18 protein-coding genes and 1 pseudogene are annotated in these 19,693 nt (G+C 43.5%); 11 read left to right on the forward strand and 8 right to left on the reverse strand.

Annotated features, from left to right (window positions below; all coding sequences use genetic code 11):
• The first annotated feature begins 9 nt into the window (after window positions 1–9).
• Entirely contained in the window at window positions 10–2,682 is a 2,673-nt protein-coding gene (glnD, locus tag FTU45_RS09310; protein ID WP_159516039.1) for a [protein-PII] uridylyltransferase, read from the forward strand.
• Between the two features lie 17 nt (window positions 2,683–2,699).
• A complete protein-coding gene (gene dapC / locus FTU45_RS09315; RefSeq protein WP_004278945.1) occupies window positions 2,700–3,869 on the forward strand; it encodes a succinyldiaminopimelate transaminase in 1,170 nt (389 codons plus the stop codon).
• A gap of 102 nt (window positions 3,870–3,971) precedes the next feature.
• Here dapC and FTU45_RS09320 read toward each other — a convergent pair whose 3' ends face one another.
• Together FTU45_RS09320 and msrB are read right to left on the reverse strand one after the other, a co-directional pair.
• A complete protein-coding gene (locus FTU45_RS09320) occupies window positions 3,972–4,448 on the reverse strand; it encodes a glutathione peroxidase (RefSeq protein WP_180076308.1) in 477 nt (158 codons plus the stop codon).
• A complete protein-coding gene (gene msrB, locus FTU45_RS09325; protein ID WP_005097408.1) occupies window positions 4,445–4,864 on the reverse strand; it encodes a peptide-methionine (R)-S-oxide reductase MsrB in 420 nt (139 codons plus the stop codon). The genes FTU45_RS09320 and msrB overlap by 4 nt, the downstream gene beginning before the upstream one ends.
• A gap of 229 nt (window positions 4,865–5,093) precedes the next feature.
• On the opposite strand from msrB, the gene FTU45_RS09330 reads away from it, so the two are divergent.
• Window positions 5,094–6,524 carry a pyridoxal phosphate-dependent aminotransferase gene (locus tag FTU45_RS09330; RefSeq protein ID WP_100357731.1) on the forward strand — a complete coding sequence of 477 codons (1,431 nt, stop codon included), beginning with the start codon at window positions 5,094–5,096 and terminating at the stop codon, window positions 6,522–6,524.
• Between the two features lie 216 nt (window positions 6,525–6,740).
• Window positions 6,741–7,952, forward strand: a complete 1,212-nt coding sequence (locus FTU45_RS09335) for a YbfB/YjiJ family MFS transporter (protein WP_005170284.1) — start codon at window positions 6,741–6,743, stop codon at window positions 7,950–7,952.
• Here the strand turns inward: FTU45_RS09335 and FTU45_RS09340 are convergent.
• The 3 genes and pseudogenes from FTU45_RS09340 to FTU45_RS15470 form a co-directional block, all read right to left on the reverse strand.
• The gene (locus FTU45_RS09340; protein ID WP_005097411.1) at window positions 7,931–8,491 is read right to left on the reverse strand and encodes a M23 family metallopeptidase; all 561 of its coding nucleotides are present in this window, start codon (window positions 8,489–8,491) and stop codon (window positions 7,931–7,933) included. The genes FTU45_RS09335 and FTU45_RS09340 overlap by 22 nt on opposite strands.
• A gap of 145 nt (window positions 8,492–8,636) precedes the next feature.
• Window positions 8,637–8,765 carry a hypothetical protein gene (locus FTU45_RS15465; RefSeq protein ID WP_005170281.1) on the reverse strand — a complete coding sequence of 43 codons (129 nt, stop codon included), beginning with the start codon at window positions 8,763–8,765 and terminating at the stop codon, window positions 8,637–8,639.
• Between the two features lie 601 nt (window positions 8,766–9,366).
• A pseudogene (locus tag FTU45_RS15470) lies at window positions 9,367–9,530 on the reverse strand (NADP-dependent isocitrate dehydrogenase); the annotation flags it as partial.
• Between the two features lie 195 nt (window positions 9,531–9,725).
• Between FTU45_RS15470 and FTU45_RS09345 the strand changes: the two are divergent.
• Window positions 9,726–10,514, forward strand: a complete 789-nt coding sequence (locus FTU45_RS09345; protein ID WP_005170277.1) for an rRNA large subunit pseudouridine synthase E — start codon at window positions 9,726–9,728, stop codon at window positions 10,512–10,514.
• On the opposite strand, the gene FTU45_RS09350 is transcribed toward FTU45_RS09345, so the two are convergent.
• Window positions 10,511–11,896, reverse strand: a complete 1,386-nt coding sequence (locus FTU45_RS09350; RefSeq protein ID WP_100534789.1) for a heavy metal sensor histidine kinase — start codon at window positions 11,894–11,896, stop codon at window positions 10,511–10,513. The genes FTU45_RS09345 and FTU45_RS09350 overlap by 4 nt on opposite strands.
• Window positions 11,893–12,564, reverse strand: coding sequence for a heavy metal response regulator transcription factor (locus FTU45_RS09355; protein ID WP_005097421.1), 672 nt, complete (start codon window positions 12,562–12,564; stop codon window positions 11,893–11,895). Before FTU45_RS09355 ends, FTU45_RS09350 begins: the two co-directional genes overlap by 4 nt.
• 120 nt (window positions 12,565–12,684) lie before the next feature.
• Here FTU45_RS09355 and FTU45_RS09360 point away from each other — a divergent pair, with 120 nt between their 5' ends.
• The 3 genes from FTU45_RS09360 to paaI all read left to right on the forward strand — a co-directional run bounded on the left by FTU45_RS09360 (window position 12,685) and on the right by paaI (window position 14,172).
• Window positions 12,685–13,182 (forward strand): heme-binding protein, encoded by a 498-nt coding sequence (locus tag FTU45_RS09360; RefSeq protein WP_100355845.1) that lies wholly within the window; start codon window positions 12,685–12,687, stop codon window positions 13,180–13,182.
• 69 nt (window positions 13,183–13,251) lie between these two features.
• Complete coding sequence (gene uraH, locus FTU45_RS09365; protein ID WP_100355846.1) at window positions 13,252–13,650, forward strand: hydroxyisourate hydrolase; 399 nt, start codon at window positions 13,252–13,254, stop codon at window positions 13,648–13,650.
• Between the two features lie 129 nt (window positions 13,651–13,779).
• A complete protein-coding gene (gene paaI / locus FTU45_RS09370) occupies window positions 13,780–14,172 on the forward strand; it encodes a hydroxyphenylacetyl-CoA thioesterase PaaI (protein WP_180076309.1) in 393 nt (130 codons plus the stop codon).
• A gap of 65 nt (window positions 14,173–14,237) precedes the next feature.
• Here paaI and FTU45_RS09375 read toward each other — a convergent pair whose 3' ends face one another.
• Window positions 14,238–15,941 (reverse strand): M61 family metallopeptidase, encoded by a 1,704-nt coding sequence (locus FTU45_RS09375; RefSeq protein ID WP_180076310.1) that lies wholly within the window; start codon window positions 15,939–15,941, stop codon window positions 14,238–14,240.
• A gap of 175 nt (window positions 15,942–16,116) precedes the next feature.
• Here FTU45_RS09375 and FTU45_RS09380 point away from each other — a divergent pair, with 175 nt between their 5' ends.
• The 3 genes from FTU45_RS09380 to slyD all read left to right on the forward strand — a co-directional run bounded on the left by FTU45_RS09380 (window position 16,117) and on the right by slyD (window position 19,592).
• Window positions 16,117–17,430, forward strand: coding sequence for a D-alanyl-D-alanine carboxypeptidase PBP6B (locus FTU45_RS09380; protein ID WP_005170266.1), 1,314 nt, complete (start codon window positions 16,117–16,119; stop codon window positions 17,428–17,430).
• Window positions 17,431–17,686: 256 nt separating this feature from the next.
• The gene (locus FTU45_RS09385; protein ID WP_180076311.1) at window positions 17,687–18,973 is read left to right on the forward strand and encodes an NAD(P)/FAD-dependent oxidoreductase; all 1,287 of its coding nucleotides are present in this window, start codon (window positions 17,687–17,689) and stop codon (window positions 18,971–18,973) included.
• Between the two features lie 136 nt (window positions 18,974–19,109).
• Window positions 19,110–19,592, forward strand: coding sequence for a peptidylprolyl isomerase (gene slyD, locus FTU45_RS09390; RefSeq protein ID WP_005097432.1), 483 nt, complete (start codon window positions 19,110–19,112; stop codon window positions 19,590–19,592).
• The last annotated feature ends 101 nt before the right edge of the window (window positions 19,593–19,693 follow it).

Raw genomic sequence — 19,693 nt, forward strand, 5'->3', positions numbered from 1 at the left:
CCACTGTTCATGATCAATACCTTACCTCTGCTGAATTACATTAAAAGTAACCATGACATTAAAGCCATCAATCAATGGCGTAGTGATGTCGAAAATCAGCTACAGGAGAGTTTTGAAAATGGACAGCCGATTCGGGATATTATTCTGGCACGTTCCAATCTGATTGATGAAGCACTGCAATTTCTCTGGAAATATGCCGAACTGGATCAAACCGATTTGGCCCTGTTTGCTGTCGGAGGTTATGGTCGCCGTGAAATGCTGCCTTATTCTGATGTCGACCTCATGATCCTGTCAGAAGACGAGATTAGTCCAGAGCAGGAACAGCTGATTTCTACCTTCATTTCATTACTCTGGGATGTCGGTAATTTCAAACCGGGGATCAGCGTGCGTACCATCAATGATTGTGTCAGTCAAGCCAGTAGTGATCTCACCGTTGCCACTACGCTAATCGAAGCACGCCTGATTATTGGCAATGAGAACCTGTGCAAATGGCCACGGCGCATCGTGTCACGCACCTGGACCGATAAAACCTTCTTTGATGCCAAAATGGATGAGCAGCATAAACGCTATGCTCAGCACAACAATACCGAAAGCAATCTGGAACCGGATATTAAAAATGCGCCGGGCGGTATCCGCGACATCAACCAGATCGGCTGGATTGCCAAACGACATTTCCGCGTCAACCGGATTTATGATCTGGTACATCTGGGTTTTATTTCTGAATTTGAACTGGGCGTGCTCGAAGAAGCTGAAAGTTTTCTCTGGGAAATTCGCCATCATCTGCACCGCCTGACCAAGCGCGATGAAAACCGCTTATTGTTTGATTATCAGCGTGATATTGCGGCTAAATTCGGCTATGTGCGTGATGAGGCGCATCATCCGAACTATCCAATTGAACAGTTTATGAAGCGCTATTATCGCAGCGCACAGCAAGTCTCTACACTCAATGAAATGCTGCTGGCCTACTTCAATGAATCTGTGATTACCCCACGTTTACCGCAATATGAACGCCAGATTGAGGAAATTAATGAAAATTTCAAACTGGTCGATGGCAAGTTAGCAGTTCAGCATCACAAGATTTTCTCGGAAAATCCAAGCGCGATTCTGGAAATTTTCTACCTGTTGGCCAATCGTCCTGAAATTCAGGGCATTCGTGCGCGTACCTTACGCCTGCTGACCTTGGCAGGAAAACGCATTGATCAGGATTTTCGTGATAATCCGGTGCATCAGGCGCTGTTTATGGCGATTATCCGCTCACCGCATCGACTCTACGACACCCTGGTGACGATGAAGCGTTATGGCGTACTGGGTAATTACATCCCGGCCTTTGGGCAAATTCTGGGCCTAATGCAATATGACCTGTTCCATATCTATACGGTCGATGCACATACCTTATTGTTGCTACGCAATTTAAATCGCTTTAAAGCACCTGAATTTGCCAAGGAATTTCCTGTGGTCAGTTCAGTGTTCCAGCGCCTGACCCGTCGTGACATTGTATATCTGGCAGCTCTTTTTCATGATATTGCCAAAGGTCGTGGCGGTGATCATAGTGAACTTGGTGCCAGCGATGCGATTAAATTCTGCCGTAGTCACGGTTTTACCGAACGTGAAAGCAACCTGGTGGCCTGGCTGATCCAGAATCATCTGGTAATGTCTGTCACCGCCCAGAAAAAAGATATTTCCGATCCGGATGTGGTCAAAGAATTCGCAGAAAAAATGGGCGACATGGAGCATCTGGATTATTTATACACCCTGACGGTAGCCGATATTAACGCCACCAATCCGAAGCTGTGGAATACCTGGCGCGCTTCCCTGATGCGCCAGCTCTATACTCAGGCGCGCGATGTAATCCGTTCCGGTCTGGGTCGTCCGGTTGATTATCAAATGCTGATTGAAGATACCAAATTTGCGGCCAGCGAACTTCTGGTTCAGGACTTTTCACTGGATGAAGTAGAAAAAGTCTGGCAGGAACTTGGTGATGACTATTTCCTAAAAGAAACAGCAGATGAAATTGCCTGGCATACCCGTGCCATCTTACAGCACGGCGACAATCCTGCTCCACTGGTGCTGATGCGGGCGCACCGTAAATATGCGCAGGATGCGGTACAGATCTTTATTTATACGCAGGATCAACCCAACCTTTTTGCCACTACGGTGGCTATTCTGGATCGCATGAATCTGGATGTACAAGACGCAAGAATTATTACTGCCACTAAAGCTTTCAGTCTGGATACCTACGTGGTATTGGACCGTTTTGGTACTTTATTGACTGATCCTGAACGCGAAGCCACAGTGATTGAAGCCCTTAAAGATGCCTTGAGTCATTCTGATGAATATCCGGGCTTGATGCAGCGCCGGATTCCACGTCAACTACGTCATTTCGATATTGAAAATACAGTCGAGATTAGTGTCAATCCTGCCTTGAATCAGAATATGGTCGAAATTGCGACCCTTGATCACCCTGGTTTACTTGCCAAAATCGGTGGTTTATTTATGATGCAAGGCCTGGACATCCACTCTGCCAAAATTGCCACACTGGGCGAACGTGCCGAAGATATTTTCTTTGTCACTAAAAAAGATGGCAACCCTATGACACCTGGAGAATCTGCTGAATTTGCAGCTGCACTTAAAACTGCGCTGGATGAAGCCTCTCATCAGGTTTGTAGTCAACACTCACATTAAAACGCGGTTACTTATTCATGAACTCTAGCTTGTCTCTACTGCATCCTTATCCGTTTGAAAAGTTAAATCAGCTTTTTGCGGATATCCAGCCTGCAAATATGCCTTTAATTCCCCTGTCGATTGGTGAACCGAAGCATCCTGCACCGGAGTTTGTGAAACAAGCGATTATCGATAACTTTAAACATTTATCGACGTATCCAAACAGTAAAGGCCTGCCTGAGCTACGCGAAAGTATTGCTCAATGGCTGACGCGCCGTTTTAAGCTAAATAGCATCAGTGCAGACAGCAATATCCTGCCTGTTTCTGGTACGCGTGAAGCGATTTTCTCGTTTGTACAGGCTTTGGTAAATCGTGAAGAGGCACCTTATGTGGTGATGCCGAATCCGTTTTATCAGATTTATGAAGGTGCAACACTGCTCGCAGGTGCAAAACCATATTTCATCAACTGTACTGAAGAAAATAACTACCTTGGTGATTTTGATGCTGTTCCGGCAGAAGTCTGGGAAAAAACGGCACTGTTATTTGTCTGTACTCCGGGCAATCCAACCGGTGCAGTGCTGTCTAAAGAACAGTTTAAAAAACTGATTGCCCTGTCGGATCAATATAACTTTGTGATTGCTTCAGACGAATGCTATTCGGAGCTGTGGTTTGATCAGGCACCTGTAGGTTTACTGGAAGTTTGTGCTGAAATCGGCCGGGATGACTATAAAAACTGCGTGGTGTTCCATTCACTGTCTAAACGCTCTAACCTTCCGGGTATGCGTTCAGGTTTTGTTGCCGGTGATGCCAGCCTGTTAAAACCTTATTTGCAATATCGTACTTACCACGGCGCAGCGATGCCGGTACAACATCAACTGGCTTCAATCGCTGCCTGGGATGATGAAGCGCATGTGGAAGAAAACCGGGTGCAATACCGTGCCAAGTTTGATTTATTTCAACAGGAACTCGGACATTTATTGCCACTCAAAAAACCGGATGCAGGTTTCTATTACTGGTTAAAAGTTGACAATGATGAAGCCTTTGCTAAACGCCTGATGGAAGAAGCACATATTAAAGTACTTCCGGGTCGTTATTTATCCCGCGATACTGAACAGGGTAATCCGGGTGAAAATCATGTACGTCTAGCACTTGTGGCCGATCTGGCGCAATGTGAAGAAGTCATTCAACGCCTGAAAGCCATCCTCTAAGTTTTAATCAAAACTAAAAAACCCACTGGTTTAAAGTGGGTTTTTTACTTGAAATCAGATGAGTTCTATTTTTATCTCATACTGAGAAAATAACACAGAGTCTTACAACACTTTTGCAATTTCATCTTCAAGATCTTCAGGCTTGGTGGTCGGAGCAAAACGGTTCAATACCTTGCCATCACGGCCGATCAGGAATTTGGTAAAATTCCATTTAATTCCATTGCCTAAAATACCTTTGGAATTATTGGTTAAATAGCGAAAAATGGCGTGCGCTTCAGGGCCTTTGACATCCACCTTGGAAAACATCGGGAAAGATACCCCGTAATTCTTCTGGCAAAATTCACCAATCTGTTCATTGGAACCCGGATCTTGACCACCAAACTGATTGCATGGAAATCCCAAAATTTCCAGACCTTGATCTTTATATTTCTCGTAAAGCTTCTCTAATCCTGAGAATTGTGGGGTAAAGCCACATTTACTTGCTGTATTCACGATTAAAAGTACCTTGCCTTCATAATCTGCAAGCTGTTTGCTTTTACCATCTAACAATTCAGCTTCAAACTGATAAATGCTGGTCATGGATAGGTTTCCTCATCATTTTTTTCTTGTGTTTCTAATTCTAAAGAAGCCGAGTTTACACAATAACGTAAGCCCGTCGGTTCTGGACCATCAGGGAAAACATGCCCTAAATGTGCGTCACAATGATGACAAACAATTTCAGTTCTGACCATCCCGTGTGAAGTATCAGGTAATTCTTCTATGACTGAACTGCTCAGGGGACGGTAAAAGCTTGGCCAGCCACAACCACTGTCAAATTTGGTTTCTGAAGTAAATAAAGGTTCACCACAACAGCGACATACGTAAACACCATCTTGTTTGGTATTCCAGTATTTCCCGGTAAATGCGGGTTCGGTTCCCTTTTGGCGTGTAATACGGAACTCTTCAGGTGATAACTCTCTTTGCCATTCTCTGTCTGTTTTATTGAGTTTTCCCATGATTGCGTACCTTTTTATCTTGCTATTTAAAATAGGATAATCCTATATTTACGTGATTCAATTTAAAAATTCTAGTGTTTATTTAACAATTTACAAAAGACCTATAATAGCCAAAAAAGCAAAAAGTAAGCAAATATGCGGAAACAAAGTAAGCAACTTATGTACTAAATGCTTTTTTGTGAGCAAATTTAGTGTTAAGCTTAGTCATATTCTTGCTCAGGATTAAAAAATGTCGCAAAAAAAGAGCGTGATTTTTAAAAATCTGTTACCTGTGATTAAACAGTATCAACAGCTAGGATTCACCCATGAAAGAATTGTTGCTTTACTCAGAGATGAACATCATCTCGATCTGGTAACAACTGAGACATTTAAAAGTTATTTATACCGTTATGCAAAAGTGACCTCCACTCTTTCCGAGAACATCAAAATGCCGAACACTCTCCAAACCCCTCGCGAAATTAAGAAATCGTCTAAGCTCGAGCATGTTTGCTACGACATTCGCGGGCCTGTGTTACGAGCGGCCATCGAGATGGAAGAAGCGGGTCATAAGATTATCAAACTGAACATCGGTAACCCCGCCCCATTCGGTTTTGAAGCACCACAAGAAATCATCAATGATGTGGCTTTAAATCTGCCAAATGCCATTGGCTATACAGATTCTAAAGGGATTTTCCCGGCACGTAAGGCGATCTGCCAGTATTACCAGCAAAAAGGCATTTTGGATATGCACGTCAATGATGTATATATCGGTAATGGTGTCTCTGAACTGATTGTCATGGCCATGCAGGGTCTATTGGATGATGGCGATGAAATGCTGATTCCAATGCCGGATTATCCGCTTTGGACTGCGGCAGTCAATCTGTCTGGCGGTACGGCGATTCATTATAAATGTGATGAAGAAAATCACTGGTATCCAGACATTGTCGATATGGAAAGTAAAATCACGCCAAATACCCGTGGTATTGTGATTATTAATCCAAACAACCCGACCGGTTCGGTTTATCCGCGTCATGTCTTGCAACAGATCGTGGACTTGGCCAAGAAGTATGACCTGATTTTATTTGCTGACGAAATCTATGACAAAATCATCTATGACGGTATCGAGCATGTCGCTGTAGCTGCCTTGGCAGGTGATCAGATTTGTGTATCATTTAACGGGTTATCAAAGGCTTATCGTATTGCTGGCTTCCGTTCTGGCTGGATGGCCATTACTGGCAATAAAACACGTGCAGCAGACTATATCGAAGGTCTGGATATGCTGGCATCTATGCGCCTGTGTGCCAACCATCAGGCGCAATATGCAATTCAGACTGCGCTGGGCGGCTATCAGTCCATTAATGACCTGATTCGTCCGGGTGGCCGTTTGTATGAACAGCGTAATATCGCTTGGGAAATGCTAAACGAGATTCCTGGGGTGTCCTGTGTCAAGCCTGAGGGTGCGATGTATTGCTTCCCGAAACTGGATCCGAACGTTTATCCAATTCAGGACGATGAAAAGCTGATGCTGGACTTGTTACGTGCCGAGAAAGTACTTCTGGTTCAAGGTACAGGCTTTAACTGGCCGACACCGGATCATTTTCGTGTGGTGTTCCTGCCGGCTGAAAATGAACTGCGTGAAGCGCTTACCCGTGTTGGCCGTTTCCTTGCCAAGATGCGTTAACTCCTGAAATAGACAACATAAAAAAACCGCATTTCTGAATGCGGTTTTTTTATTTCTCTCCATATTCAAAGTTTCGACTTATAACATTTTAAAAAGTACAAAGACTTCCTGAAGCACAAATTCCTGCACTCAACGGTTTCTTATCAAGTGATTTCTCCTTAATCACGAAGATTCATGTTATTTTTTAACCAAATATAAAACTTTATGAGTACACGGATGTCCTCACACACAATTAAACTCAGCCTGTTTCTCTGCCTTAGTATGTGCTTGGGGATTGGCATTCTTCGTTTCTCTTATACTGCGCTGTTACCGGGTACACGAGAAGCCTTTGGCTGGAGTACAGATTTTGCAGGGCTTTTGGGCAGTGCCAATTTACTGGGCTATTTAATCGGTGCCTATACCGCCATGCGTCTGCCTCAAGACCGCAGTATGAGCAGGTATATTCAAATTTCAGCTTTTGCCGGTATGTTCAGTCTGATGTGCTGTGCATTTTCTGGTTTCTCTGAAGTTTGGTATATCTTTTGGCGCGTGATTTCAGGAATCAGCGGCGGGCTGATGATGATCTTATCGCCGAGTGTAGTCGCGCAGTGCTGTGAGCTTCAGGATCGTCTTAAAATCAACTTTATCGGTTTTAGCGGAATCGGATTAGGTGTATTAATTGCAACCCTGTTTCTGCCTTATCTGGATCAGATTTCCATACAGACTGCCTGGCTGATCTTATGTGGCTTTGCCCTGCTCATTTGTCTATGTTTAAGTGGACTTATCCAAAAATTTAAGCCTTATTTGTCCGTACAAGCACCTTCGACTACCTCCAAGATATCTTTGAATAGCGTCTTTTATAGCTTACTGGCTGTCTACGCGTGTAGCGCCTTTGCCTATATACCGCATTCGCTCTTCTGGATTGATTATTTAAGCCAGCAGTTGGAATTGAGCTTGTTCTGGATTAACTTCAACTGGATTCTTTATGGATTTGGTAGTGCTTTAGGTGCCTTCAGTGCTTATGCACTGGCCAGAAAATTCGGTAATTTTGCTGCCCTAAAAATTCTTTATAGTCTTTATATTGTGGCTATTTTTATTGCGACTCTAGAGGGCCAAGCATTGCTCACGTTGAGCTCTTCCTTTTTGACCGGCATGCTAAACCCTGCTGTGGTCTTCCTGACCTCTTATACCATTTTGCAACTGTATGGGCTGGCGTATAAAAAACTCTGGAGCATTGCCACCTTGTGTTTCGCCTCTGTTCAGCTGATTGGCGGACTCAGTTTTAGTGCGCTGCAATATTTTGGCTTGAGCTATCATCAACAGTTCATATTAGCTGCATTTGTTCTTTTATTAGGAACATTGCAATTATTCTGGTGTACCCGTCCTGCCAGATTCACTCCTGAAACACACTCCCATCCAGTTTCTGCTCAAGGAGAAGGCACTAAATAAGGATATGGATTGGTCGCCCCTTGCCCGCTCAGATAAATCCCGTAATGTAGATGTGGCGGAGTATTTTTGGCATTTCCAGTATTGCCGACATAGGCAATCACTTCGCCCGCTTCAACCCAGTCGCCTTCCTGAATATGCTCAGCATAATCATCCAGATGCGCATAGTAATGCTGACTCATATTAGGCCCTGTCACCCAAATAATTTTCCCGCCCAGATTATTGGTGCCAATTTTACGTACAATCCCTTGGGTGGCACTTAAGACAGGTGTGCCACGCTGAGCAAAAATATCTGTCCCTTCATGTTTACGGCCTGCACTGCGCGCGGCACCCCACGTATCATTAATTTGACGGACTGTAATACCTTCGACCGGAATCTGTAACGGTGCTTCTAATTGAGTCTTTTTCAGTTGCCAATAAAGATAAGGACTTTTCCATCCTGCTGCTTCACCTGAAGGTGGTGGCTGACAGGCGGTCAAGACAAAGCATACAGATAAAATTAAGCTTAAAATCCGAAAAAATTTCACCAATATTATTCGCATTTATTTTAGAAAGATGGTTTTTATCTTAAGCAGAACAGCACAATTTAAAGTCGTAATCTTGTAATTTTTTGAATGATATTTTTATAAAATCAATGATATAACAACGCCCTTATGTAAGGGCGTTGTTATGGAAGGTAGCTAGGAATTACTTACGTTTTTTTGCACGGGAGGGTTTGGCTGGTTGTTGCTGTTGCTGTTGTTGCTCTTCATTCTGAGCGCTGTCCTGCTTGTCCTTTTGTTGGACCTGCTTATGTTTCGCTTTAGATTTGGCCATATTATGTACTCCTTCGGAGAAACGTCTCTATCACTGGAAGTTCCATTGATCACTCTAACGTTTTTGGAAAATATGCCAATCATCGAGCTGTATCCAAATACGTCAATGTAATAATAGGTTGGCTAAGTGATTCAACTCAGAACAAATCCTGTTCTGGCTCACTACAATCTTTACGCAAAGTTGCAGCTTGATACTCATTTTAACTTTTGGGCGTTTATCAATCAGAATTTAAGAAAATTTAATCCCCTGAGAAACCTGCGATTAATATAGGTTTTAATTAGGAGAATCAGGCTTTAATGAGTTAAGTATATCTGCAATAGTAGGATGATCAAATTCAAAAAAAGCTCGCAGTCTTGCGCTTGACCTCCAGCGCAAGACTGCGTGAATGTTCGCTCTTTGGCTATTTTTATAGCTAAAATCTTCTTTATGATCAGGTCAGGACTTCTTTCTAGTAGTTCATGTTTAACGCACAATTTAGTTCAAGGTGATTCTAGTCATGTCCATTTTTTCTCTTTGATTAACTTGATAACCTTTTTTACTTCTGACAGATTCGATATCTATCTGATCCAAGCATTTGAGGGCTTACTACTCTATGCTTTTAAACTGCAACATCTACCACAGCCTGCATCGTTGGTGTAATATCAGCACCAATTTCATTCCCTTTGATACATGGGACAATTGGATTATTTGCTAGGTTGAGGGACAGGTTTGCATTAACGGTAATTTGGCACCATCCGCAGGTACTACGATCTTTTGATATTCTATTCTTCATATTTTTCCGAATGCTACTGACAAACCTAAAAATAATTGCCAATTAGGCAATACTTTCAACTGTTCTTAACGCATAATATTCTAATCCAGATTCGTTGTTTTTGAGATTTATACGGGAAATAACCAAATTTCCCTTTAAAATAAGCCTCTACATTTTTTAAGTTTATGTAATTATAGAAGTTATTTCCTATGAAAATCGTCATTTTAAACAAACCCTATGACGTCCTCTCCCAATTCCGCCCAGATGAAAAACACCAAACCATGGCTGATTTCATCGACGACAAAGATTTACGTCTTGCTGGTCGTCTGGACATGGACTCAGAAGGTCTGGTTTTTTTAACAGATCACGGTGGTCTGAACCAGTACATCACCAATCCTGCCAATAAAAAGTTTAAAACCTATATGGTGCAGGTTGATGGTGATGTCACCGAAGAAGCACTTGAGCAGCTTCGTAAAGGTGTGGAACTTAAAGATGGCATGACCCTTCCAGCCAAAGCTGAAAAAGTATCTGAACCGGAATGGTTGTGGGAGCGTAATCCTCCTGTACGTTTCCGTGCATCTGTCCCAACGTCTTGGGTTGAGATTTCAATTTGTGAAGGCCGTAACCGTCAGGTTCGTCGTATGACCTCTGCGGTGGGCTTCCCTACACTGCGTTTAATCCGTACTAAAATTGGTGATATTGACCTTGTACGTATGGATATTAAACCGGGTGAAACCAAAGAAATTGAACCTTTACTTTATCCAGATTTCCAGAATGTTCCTGCTGAGGAGCCATACCGTTCACGTTCTTATGTGAAAAAACCGGGTGGTACGGGTGGTAAGCCAATGGTTCGCAAGAACAAAGATGGTTCAGTGAAAAAATCAGGTACCAAACGTATCTGGCAAATGGACGAAAGCGAAAAGCCGAAACGTCGTACCAATGGTACAACTCGTCCAAATACCAAAGCACCTCGTGGTCGCGGACGCGGTCGTGGTTAAAACCCAGTCTGCTCATCAGGTAGGGACAGGCTAAAGATCACGCCAGACGGTGTATTTTCTACAGTTGTCTGCCCCTGATGGAGCTGCATGATCGACTGTACAATGGCAAGGCCCAGACCACCCGTCTGGGCTTTTTCGTGCCGGCTGTCATCGATCTGATAAAAACGCTCAAATAAATGCGGATGGTGCTGCTCTGCAATCCAGACTTCTGGCGTCAACACTGATATTTTAATCCTGTGGTTGAGTCGCTGTGCAGACACAATAATCTCACTCCCAGGCTGACCATAAGTAATGGCATTGCTGATCAGATTGGCGACTGCGCGCTGTAACAATACGGTGCTGGCTGTCAGACTTAAATCTGGCGGAACATCCACTTTTAAATGCATCTGCTTCTCTTCGGCCAGAAAGCTGAAGTACTCAAGCAATTCTTGCAGCATGTCATTTAGATTGAAATGCTGTTTTTCAATCGCATATCCGCCATGTTCTACCCGGGCGATAAACAGCATACTTTCAATCATCTGGCTCAGGCGTTCGTATTCTTCCAAGTTGGAATAGAGCAGATTTTCCAGTTCAGCAGGTTCGCGCGACCGCGATAACAGAATCTGTGTCTGCCCGATTAAATTGTTTAATGGGGTGCGAAGTTCGTGTGAAATATCCTCAGAAAAACGTGCCAGCTGCTGATACGCAGCCTGAATATTAGCGAGCATATCGTTCATGGCCTGACGCAGCTCTTGAACCTCAAGCGTATTACTCTGAACATCGATGTGCTGATTGGGCTGCTGAATATTGACCTGTGCTGTAGCCAGCATCAACTGGCGCATGGACTTGAGAATATAGCGTCCTGCCAGCCAGGCCATCAAGGTCGAGAGCAGTATGCCAAGCAGACTATAGAGCACCAGTTTTGATAAATAGCTTGCCAGTATCCTTTGTCCCTCTGCCAGCTGCTTACCAGCCACCAGTTGATAACTGCGACCATCAAACTGCACCTGTTTAAAAGCCAGTCGTGTCGAAGGCTGTTCAGCCTGATTATTCTGAAACTGTAAGGCAGAGGTATAGTGCAATGCCGGAATATGAATCTGCAAAGGATTGATTTCAATCAAGCGATTATTCTGATGTTGCAGCAGCAGTAGATTATCTTCTTGCCCCAGCATGTTTTCATATAATTTGGGATGCTGAACCAAAAGCTCGAAACTCTGGGCATCTTCAAGAAATATTTCAATTCGGGAAATACGTGCAGCCAGTGCCTGATCCTGCTGAGCCTGAATCATCTGTTGCATATTTTGATAAGACAGTAACGCCACACTCAAAAAAACCACGCAGGACACCAATGCAAACGCAATACTCAAGCGTGTTGCCAGCGGTAATAAGATAGGATTGTTCATGGGTATTCATCAAGTTTATAACCCATACCGCGTACGGTATGAATCAGTTTTGGCGTGTAATGATCATCAATTTTGCTCCGCAGCCTGCGAATGGCCACATCCACCACATTGGTATCGGTATTAAAATTGATATTCCAGACCATGGAGGCAATCTGGCTCCGGGTCATCACCTGCCCCTGATGCTCCATCAACAGTTGCAACAGCGCAAATTCTTTCTGGCTTAATTCGATCTTTTGTTCATTACGATATACTTCATGCTTTAGGCGGTTCAATACCAGACCTGCAACCTGATAGGCCTCCTGCTCCAGTCGCGGCACACGGCGCAACAGACTTTTGATCCGGGCCAGTAACTCAATATAGGAAAAAGGTTTGGTCAGATAATCATCGGCGCCAAGCTCCAGGCCTTTCACCCGATCCAGCACATGATCGCGTGCAGTGAGCATCAATACCGGAATCTGGCTAAAAGTTCGCAAGGTTTTCAGCACCTGCCAGCCGTCCAGATCTGGCAGCATTACATCCAGCAGTACCAGATCAAATGACTGTTGCTGCAAACAGGCCAATGCCAACACGCCATTTTCAGCAATGGCCGTGCTATAACCTGACTCACTCAGTCCTTTTGCCAGATATTCAGCAATCTTGACTTCATCTTCTACAATTAAAATATGCATGTCAGTAGTTTAGCTGTTTTTAGCTATGCCTAGATTACAAATTGGTAATCTGATTGTCATGCTGCACTGGCGTATTTCTTTCTACAATAGCAACAGTATTCAATTGCATGAATGACAAGTATGAAAAATTCAATCGCCAAAACAACCCTAGCCTTGTTCAGCAGCTCATTACTACTCAGCTCACTGGCACATGCAGAATTAAAAACAGCACCAGTCATGTCGCTAGAAGCAGCAAAGCTTATGGCCAGCAATGTCATGTTGGCCTGCCAGAAACAGGCCAAGCCCGCAGCAGTCGTGGTTCTGGATCAGGGTGGTAATCTGCTGGCTAGTCAACGCCATGAATCTGTCGGCATTCACAACCTGATCGCAGCAGAACGCAAGGCCTTTACCGCGTATTCAACGAAAACCAGTACGCTGGATTTTATGCGCAATGCCCAGAACAATCCGGACGCACAGAACCTGAATAGTTTGCCTGAACTGCTGTTACTGGGCGGCGGTGTACCTGTTATGTACCAGAATCATATTTTAGGTGCTGTAGGTGTTGCGGGTGCAGGCGGTTCGGAACAGGATCATCAATGTGCCAATAGCGGCATTCAAAGCACTTTAAAACAGCTTTAATCTATTTAAATAAGTCTTATTGGTTTCTTTTATTCAATATTACTTCATCCATCTACTGAGGAATACAACATGAAAAAAATCCTGCTAGCAACCCTTGCGAGCACCGCAGCCACGCTTTCCTTTGCACAGAATCCACTTAGTGTGCATGTTCTGAATCAGGAAACAGGTTTACCTTCCGCAAATATTGCAGTTACTTTGGAAGCACAGCAAGGTGAGAAATGGGTCAAGCTCAATGAAGCTGAAACAGATCAAAATGGCCGTATTAAAGAGCTATATCCAAAAGATACCAATCTGCAAAAGGGTATTTATAAAGTGACCTTTAAAACGGGTGACTGGTTTAAGGCCAATAATCAGCGGACATTCTTCCCTGAAGTACCGGTGGTCTTTATGATTGATGGTGCTTTAGAGCATTATCATATTCCACTGTTATTGAGCTCTTATGGTTATTCGACTTATCGCGGTAACTAAGCTCTTTCACTTAAGGCCCATCTTATTGGGCCTTATTCTTTTACTTGTTATTCTTGTGCTGGAATGCTATTCATGACTCATATTAAATGAATTTAAAAATAAAACGTATCTCAAACAAGGAGCTTTGCAATGGATCAGCAAGTCAACCAGATGTTTAATCAGGATCGATTAATCCAGCATCTTGGTGCACACCTTGTTGCTTATAGTCACAATCACGCAAAAATTTCGCTGAAAGTCACTGAACAACATTTACAGGGTCACAAGACCTGTAACGGCGCAGTGATTTTCGCGCTTGCAGATGCGGCATTTGCCATTGCCTGTAATACAGGTGAACATCCGGCTGTTGGTCAGCATTGTGGAATTCATTACTTAAAACCGGCAGTTCTTGGCGATACATTGACTGCTGTAGCAGAACATAGGGCCAGCAGTGGCCGTAGTGGAATTTACGATATTCAGGTGATAAATCAGCATGATCAAATTGTGGCAGAGTTCCGCGGTACGTCTCGACTGATCATCAGATAATTTTCAAAACTTGATGCAATAAAAAACCGATGCCTAAGCATCGGTTTTTAAAGTTTGAAATTTAATTAAGCTTTCAACCACTTTTCAGCTTTAGTCTGATCTTCAATTTTCAGTTCAACTTCGGTCAGTTCAGAACCAGCTGCCTGAACTTCAAAGCTTATCAGCTCGTCACGACGAAAAGCATGCATGGTATAAACACCTTCCTGTTTTGCATAACTTTCCATTAACTTCATCGTTGCTTTTAAACCATCAACGGCAATAATCACATCATTGGCAGAAAGGCCAGCTACTACAGCAGTACTATCACGACGCGCCGACTGAACCAGTACACCTTCCGGCTTATCTACCAGTTTTAAACCGAAAGGCAATGACTTGTCATTTTTCAGGTTATAACCGATACCAAACTCAGGCAATAACTGATCCAGTGGCAATTCATCTGTGGTATTAATCAAGTGATTAATCTGCTCTGACCAATCATCACCGGTCAGCTCTTTGCATAATTCAAAGATCGTCCGCTCATGTACCTGAACACCCTTTTGTGCATTTTCATACAAACGGCGCATCAAGGCATCCAGACTTGAACCGCGTAAACGCAAACCTAAGTCTAGGCACAATGCAACCAAACAACCTTTGTTGTAATAGCTGGTGCCGGCATTATTCGAGTTTTCATCCTGACGGTAGAATTTCACCCAGGCATCAAAACTGGATTCAGACACCGACTGAATCGCACGACCCGGATTCTGCAAGTAACGATCAATCTGCGCTTTTAATAAAGCAATATATGATTCCTGGTTAATCACGCCACTGCGTAGCAAAATCAAATCATCATAATAAGAAGTGAAGCCTTCAAAGATCCACAGCAAAGACGTATAGCCTTCACGGTTCAAATCATAATTGACAAAATTTTCAGGGCGAATAAATTTCACCAACCAAGAATGGAAATATTCATGGCTACATAGGCCGAGGAAACGCTGATAATCTTTGGAAGGTTCTTCAGGCTCATTGGCCTTCGGCAAGTCATCGCGCGGTGAAATCAGGCTGGTCGAGTTTGGATGTTCCAGACCACCATAACTATTTCCGGTTGCCATGGTCATAAAAGTATAGTCAGCAAATGGCGCTGAACCGAACATGGAGATTTCTGTGCTACAGATTTTCTCAATGTCCTGCTGCATACGTGCTGCATTCATCGCATGCTTGCCGGACACCACAAACTCATGCGGAATACCATTCGCTTCAAAACTGAAACGGGTTTGCTCTGCCAGTTCAAACGGTGCATCAATCAATTCAGCATAGTTTTTGGCTTTCAGGGTGAAACGGCCCTTGACCAGACTTTTGGATTGCATGCCGGTTGCCAGTTGGAAATGCTTTAACTCATCTGGCAGGAAGATTTCTAATTCAATCTCTTTATTTTCCTGACCTTCTAGCCCCAAGCATGCACAGGCCGGGTTGACATAGAGACGGTTTTGATCCACATATGCACCACGAACAGACAGGTCGTAGGCATAGACATCATATTCAACCGTAATCAGCTCATGATCGGTATTGAATAAACGCCATTTGTTCTTTTCAAATTTCTGGATTTGCAGTTGACGTCCATCTTCATCATAAGCTTTGACCGCCTCAATGTGTTTGGAAAACTCTCGAATCAAATAACTTCCCGGAATCCAGGTCGGTAATGATAAGATCTGCGTCGGGTCTGCCAGAAAGCGAACAGTCACGTGAATAAGGTGCTGACGATAATCGTCAAATTCGATTTGATAATGCAACATAATGGGCGATATAAAATGAAAATAAATGAGGTATAGCTTAGCTTAGCATTTTTTAAGCCAAGATGGTTTAGCTGTCTTATTTGTCTACATTTACGACTAGCTATCTGTATAAAAAAGGCATAGCATGCCTGAAAATTTAATCGTTCAACGCCCGACGGGTTATTAAGGAACATCCTTGAAATACATCATCTCACTGATTGCGGTATTCAGCTTATTTATTTCTGCATTTTCACATGCTGCCTTACTCAATATTCTGCCTGAAAGCGTTGAAGCTGAAGCCTGGACTATTCTGGATTCACAGTCTGGTCAAGTCATTGCAGAACACAATGCCGATGTGCAACGTGCGCCGGCTTCGCTGACCAAAATGATGGTGGCTTATATTGCCTTAAAGGAAATTGAGGCCGGAAAATTAGATAAAAATGAAGTTTTAACTGCCACATCTGTGGTTAAAAATGTCATGTGGGATGAGTCACAGATGTATCTGAAAGAAGGTGATCTGATTACAGTCGATCAGCTTCTGGCGGGTTTGATTATCATGTCTGCCAATGATGCAGCGTTGACGCTGGCTGAGAAAATCTCGGGGAGTGTTCCCCAGTTTGTAGAGCGGATGAATCAGGAAGCCAAAGCACTGGGCATGCAGCATAGCAATTTCCAGAATCCGGCCGGCATTACCATGCCCGAGCATTATTCGACTGCTGCCGATTTGGCCCGACTCTCTATGGCGGTGGTGAATGAAACCCCGGATTATCTGTATTATTCCAAACAGCCAAGTTTCACTTATAACCAGCATTTCCATCGTGCCACCAACCGTGTACTTCAGGTCGACCCAAGCGTAGATGGTTTAAAAACCGGTTTTACCCGTGCGGCCGGTTATAACCTGGCGCTGACAGCCAATCGTGTTACAGCAGACTTTGAAATGCCGAAGCGCCGTCTGATTGTGGTAGTGCTAGGCACTAAAAGCGCCACAAAGCGCGCTGAGATATCGCATAAACTGATGAATCTGGCTTATACCTATACCCGCAATGAAGTCGCGATCAAAGATCAGCAACTGTTGGCTGAGTTGCCTGTGATTAAATCCACTTTAAAAATGTTTAAAGTGCAAACCAAGCAGCCGCAGATTATTACTACCTCGCTTTATGATCAGAGCTATAGCATTGACCTGAATCAGTTTGATCAGGCCCATCAGCGCGTCATGCTAAATACAGGTGATGGCGCTTTAAAAAGTATCGAGCCACTTCAGGAAACCCAGACCCATATCAATGTTGAAATGAAGGCATCTGAACTCATTGCGCCCTTAGCCAGCATGATGCCTTTGGCCACGATTCAGATTTATCAAAATAATCAGTTAATTCGCACCATTCAAATTGAAGATCATGTCGAAATTGAAGAAGCCAACCCGTTGCAGAAGTTCTTTAGCTGGCTGCAAGGTTTATTCAGTTTCTTTTCAGATTCGACACCCGGCGTAAAACTGTATCCTCTAGATCAATAATCCCTCTCAATATCCAGCAATTCCTGTTGAAGCTAGAAGACATCTTCTCTCATCTTCTAGCTGATTCATGATTCATGATTCATCCCAAATGAGGCACCCCGCCCGGAACGCAGCAATTATTACCCGCTCTCACAGAATTGCTACGTTTTGTAATGTGTATAACAATTTTAATCAAGACGCGATTTAGCACATGCCATAGTATATTTTCTCTCTATTTCTCTTATTTTTATTAAAAAAATAAACAGGTTAAGAACGCATGACAGTACATAAAATCGTGATTGTGGGTGGTGGCGCTGGTGGTCTGGAACTGGCGACACAACTGGGTGATAGCCTGGGTAAAAACGGCAAAGCCCAGATTATTCTGGTCGATCAAAAACTGACACATCTCTGGAAACCGCTGCTACATGAAGTCGCCGCAGGTACCTTAAATCCACATCAGCAAGAAACCAATTATTTTGCCCATTCTGCCGCGCATCATTATGAGTTTGTTTTGGGGACATTCACCGGTCTGGATCGCGAAGCGAAACAGATCATCGTCGAAACAGAATATTTCTCTAAAAAGAGTGAGCCCAAGAAAAATCAGCGCATTGGCTATGACACACTGGTACTGGCTTTAGGTTCAACCTCAAATGACTTTAATACCGAAGGGGTCAAACAGTTCTGTCATTTTCTCGACAGCCGTCAGCAGGCAGATATCTTTCAGCAGGATCTGCTGCACCTGTATTTAAATGCTCAACATGAGACTTCAAGCCGTGAGCTGAATATTGCCATTATTGGTGCCGGTGCGACTGGGGTAGAACTGGCAGCGGAGCTGGTAGAAGCCAAACAGAATTTCTTTCAATATGGCTTAAACAAGGTCGATCCCAACAAAGTCAAAATCACCTTGATTGAAGCCGCGGATCGTATTCTGACTGCACTCTCGCCTAAAGTTGCTGCAAATACCATGAAACAGTTAGAACAGTTCGGTATTGAAGTCTTGACCAGTCATCGAGTGGCCAAGGTCGATGAAGACAAGATTTATTTTGCCGATGGTTCCAGTCTGGATGCTGAAATCAAAGTCTGGGCTGCAGGGATCAAAGCACCGGAAGTCTTGGCACAACTCGACGATATAGAAAAAGACCATATTCATCGGCTCAAAGTTTATGCCACGCTGCAAACCAAATCTGATCCAAGTATTTTTGCATTTGGTGATTGTGCGCATTGCCAGCCTGCGGCAGATCAACCGGTATTAGGGCCGCGTGCTCAAGTGGCCAGCCAGCAAGCCAGCTTTCTGGCCAATGCTTTAAAAGCCCATGTCAATGGAGATAGCTATTTGCCGATGTTTAAATTTTCTGACAAGGGCTCCCTGATTTCCTTAAGTCAGAATAAAGCTGTGGGGGAATTGCTGGGTCAGGTCAATGTGCAAGGCTTTGTCGCCAAAACAATGTATGTCTCTTTATACCGGATTCATCAGGCGACCATTCATGGTTATGCCCATGCCGGTATTTTGACTGCAAAAGATTTAGTTACACGAAAAATCTCTCCAAAGCTGAAATTGCATTGAAATTCCAGAATTTGGCCCAATCAATGAAAAAATCGTCAATAAAATTGTCAAATTGCGTTTTTTTGCTAATTTTAGTCTACAAAAATGCAATTTCACTTTATGATGTACCCTTAAAAAATTGAATGGATCAATTCACATGACTGCTATTGCAAATAACCTCGTGGTTTCTTTCCACTACACATTGACTAACGCAGAGGGTGAAACTCTCGACCAATCTCAAGGTGAACCACTTGCCTATTTGCACGGTGCAGGTAACATCATCCCAGGTTTAGAAAACGCGTTAGAAGGCAAAACTGTGGGTGAAAAATTCACTGTTAATGTTCCTGCTGCTGAAGGTTATGGCGAATATAACCCTGACCTCGTACAAGAAGTTCCTGCGCAAATGTTCCAAGGCGTAGACAACATTCAAGCAGGTATGCAGTTCCAAGCTCAAACTGATGACGGCGTGCAAATCGTAACTGTTAAAGCAGTTGAAGGCGACAATGTTGTTGTAGATGCGAACTTCCCGCTTGCTGGTCAAGACCTGACTTTCGAAGTTGAAATTGTATCGATTCGTGAAGCTTCTCAAGAAGAATTAGATCACGGTCACGTACACGGTGCAGGTGGTCACCAGCACTAAGATCTTCTGATCAAGTGTAAAAAAGGCAAAGTGAAAACTTTGCCTTTTTTATTGCCGCCAAAATATTCATTTTAAAATGGAGAATAAAAAAGCAGGACCAT

It is taken from the genome of Acinetobacter sp. YH12106 (assembly GCF_013418995.1).
Lineage (GTDB): Bacteria > Pseudomonadota > Gammaproteobacteria > Pseudomonadales > Moraxellaceae > Acinetobacter > Acinetobacter pseudolwoffii.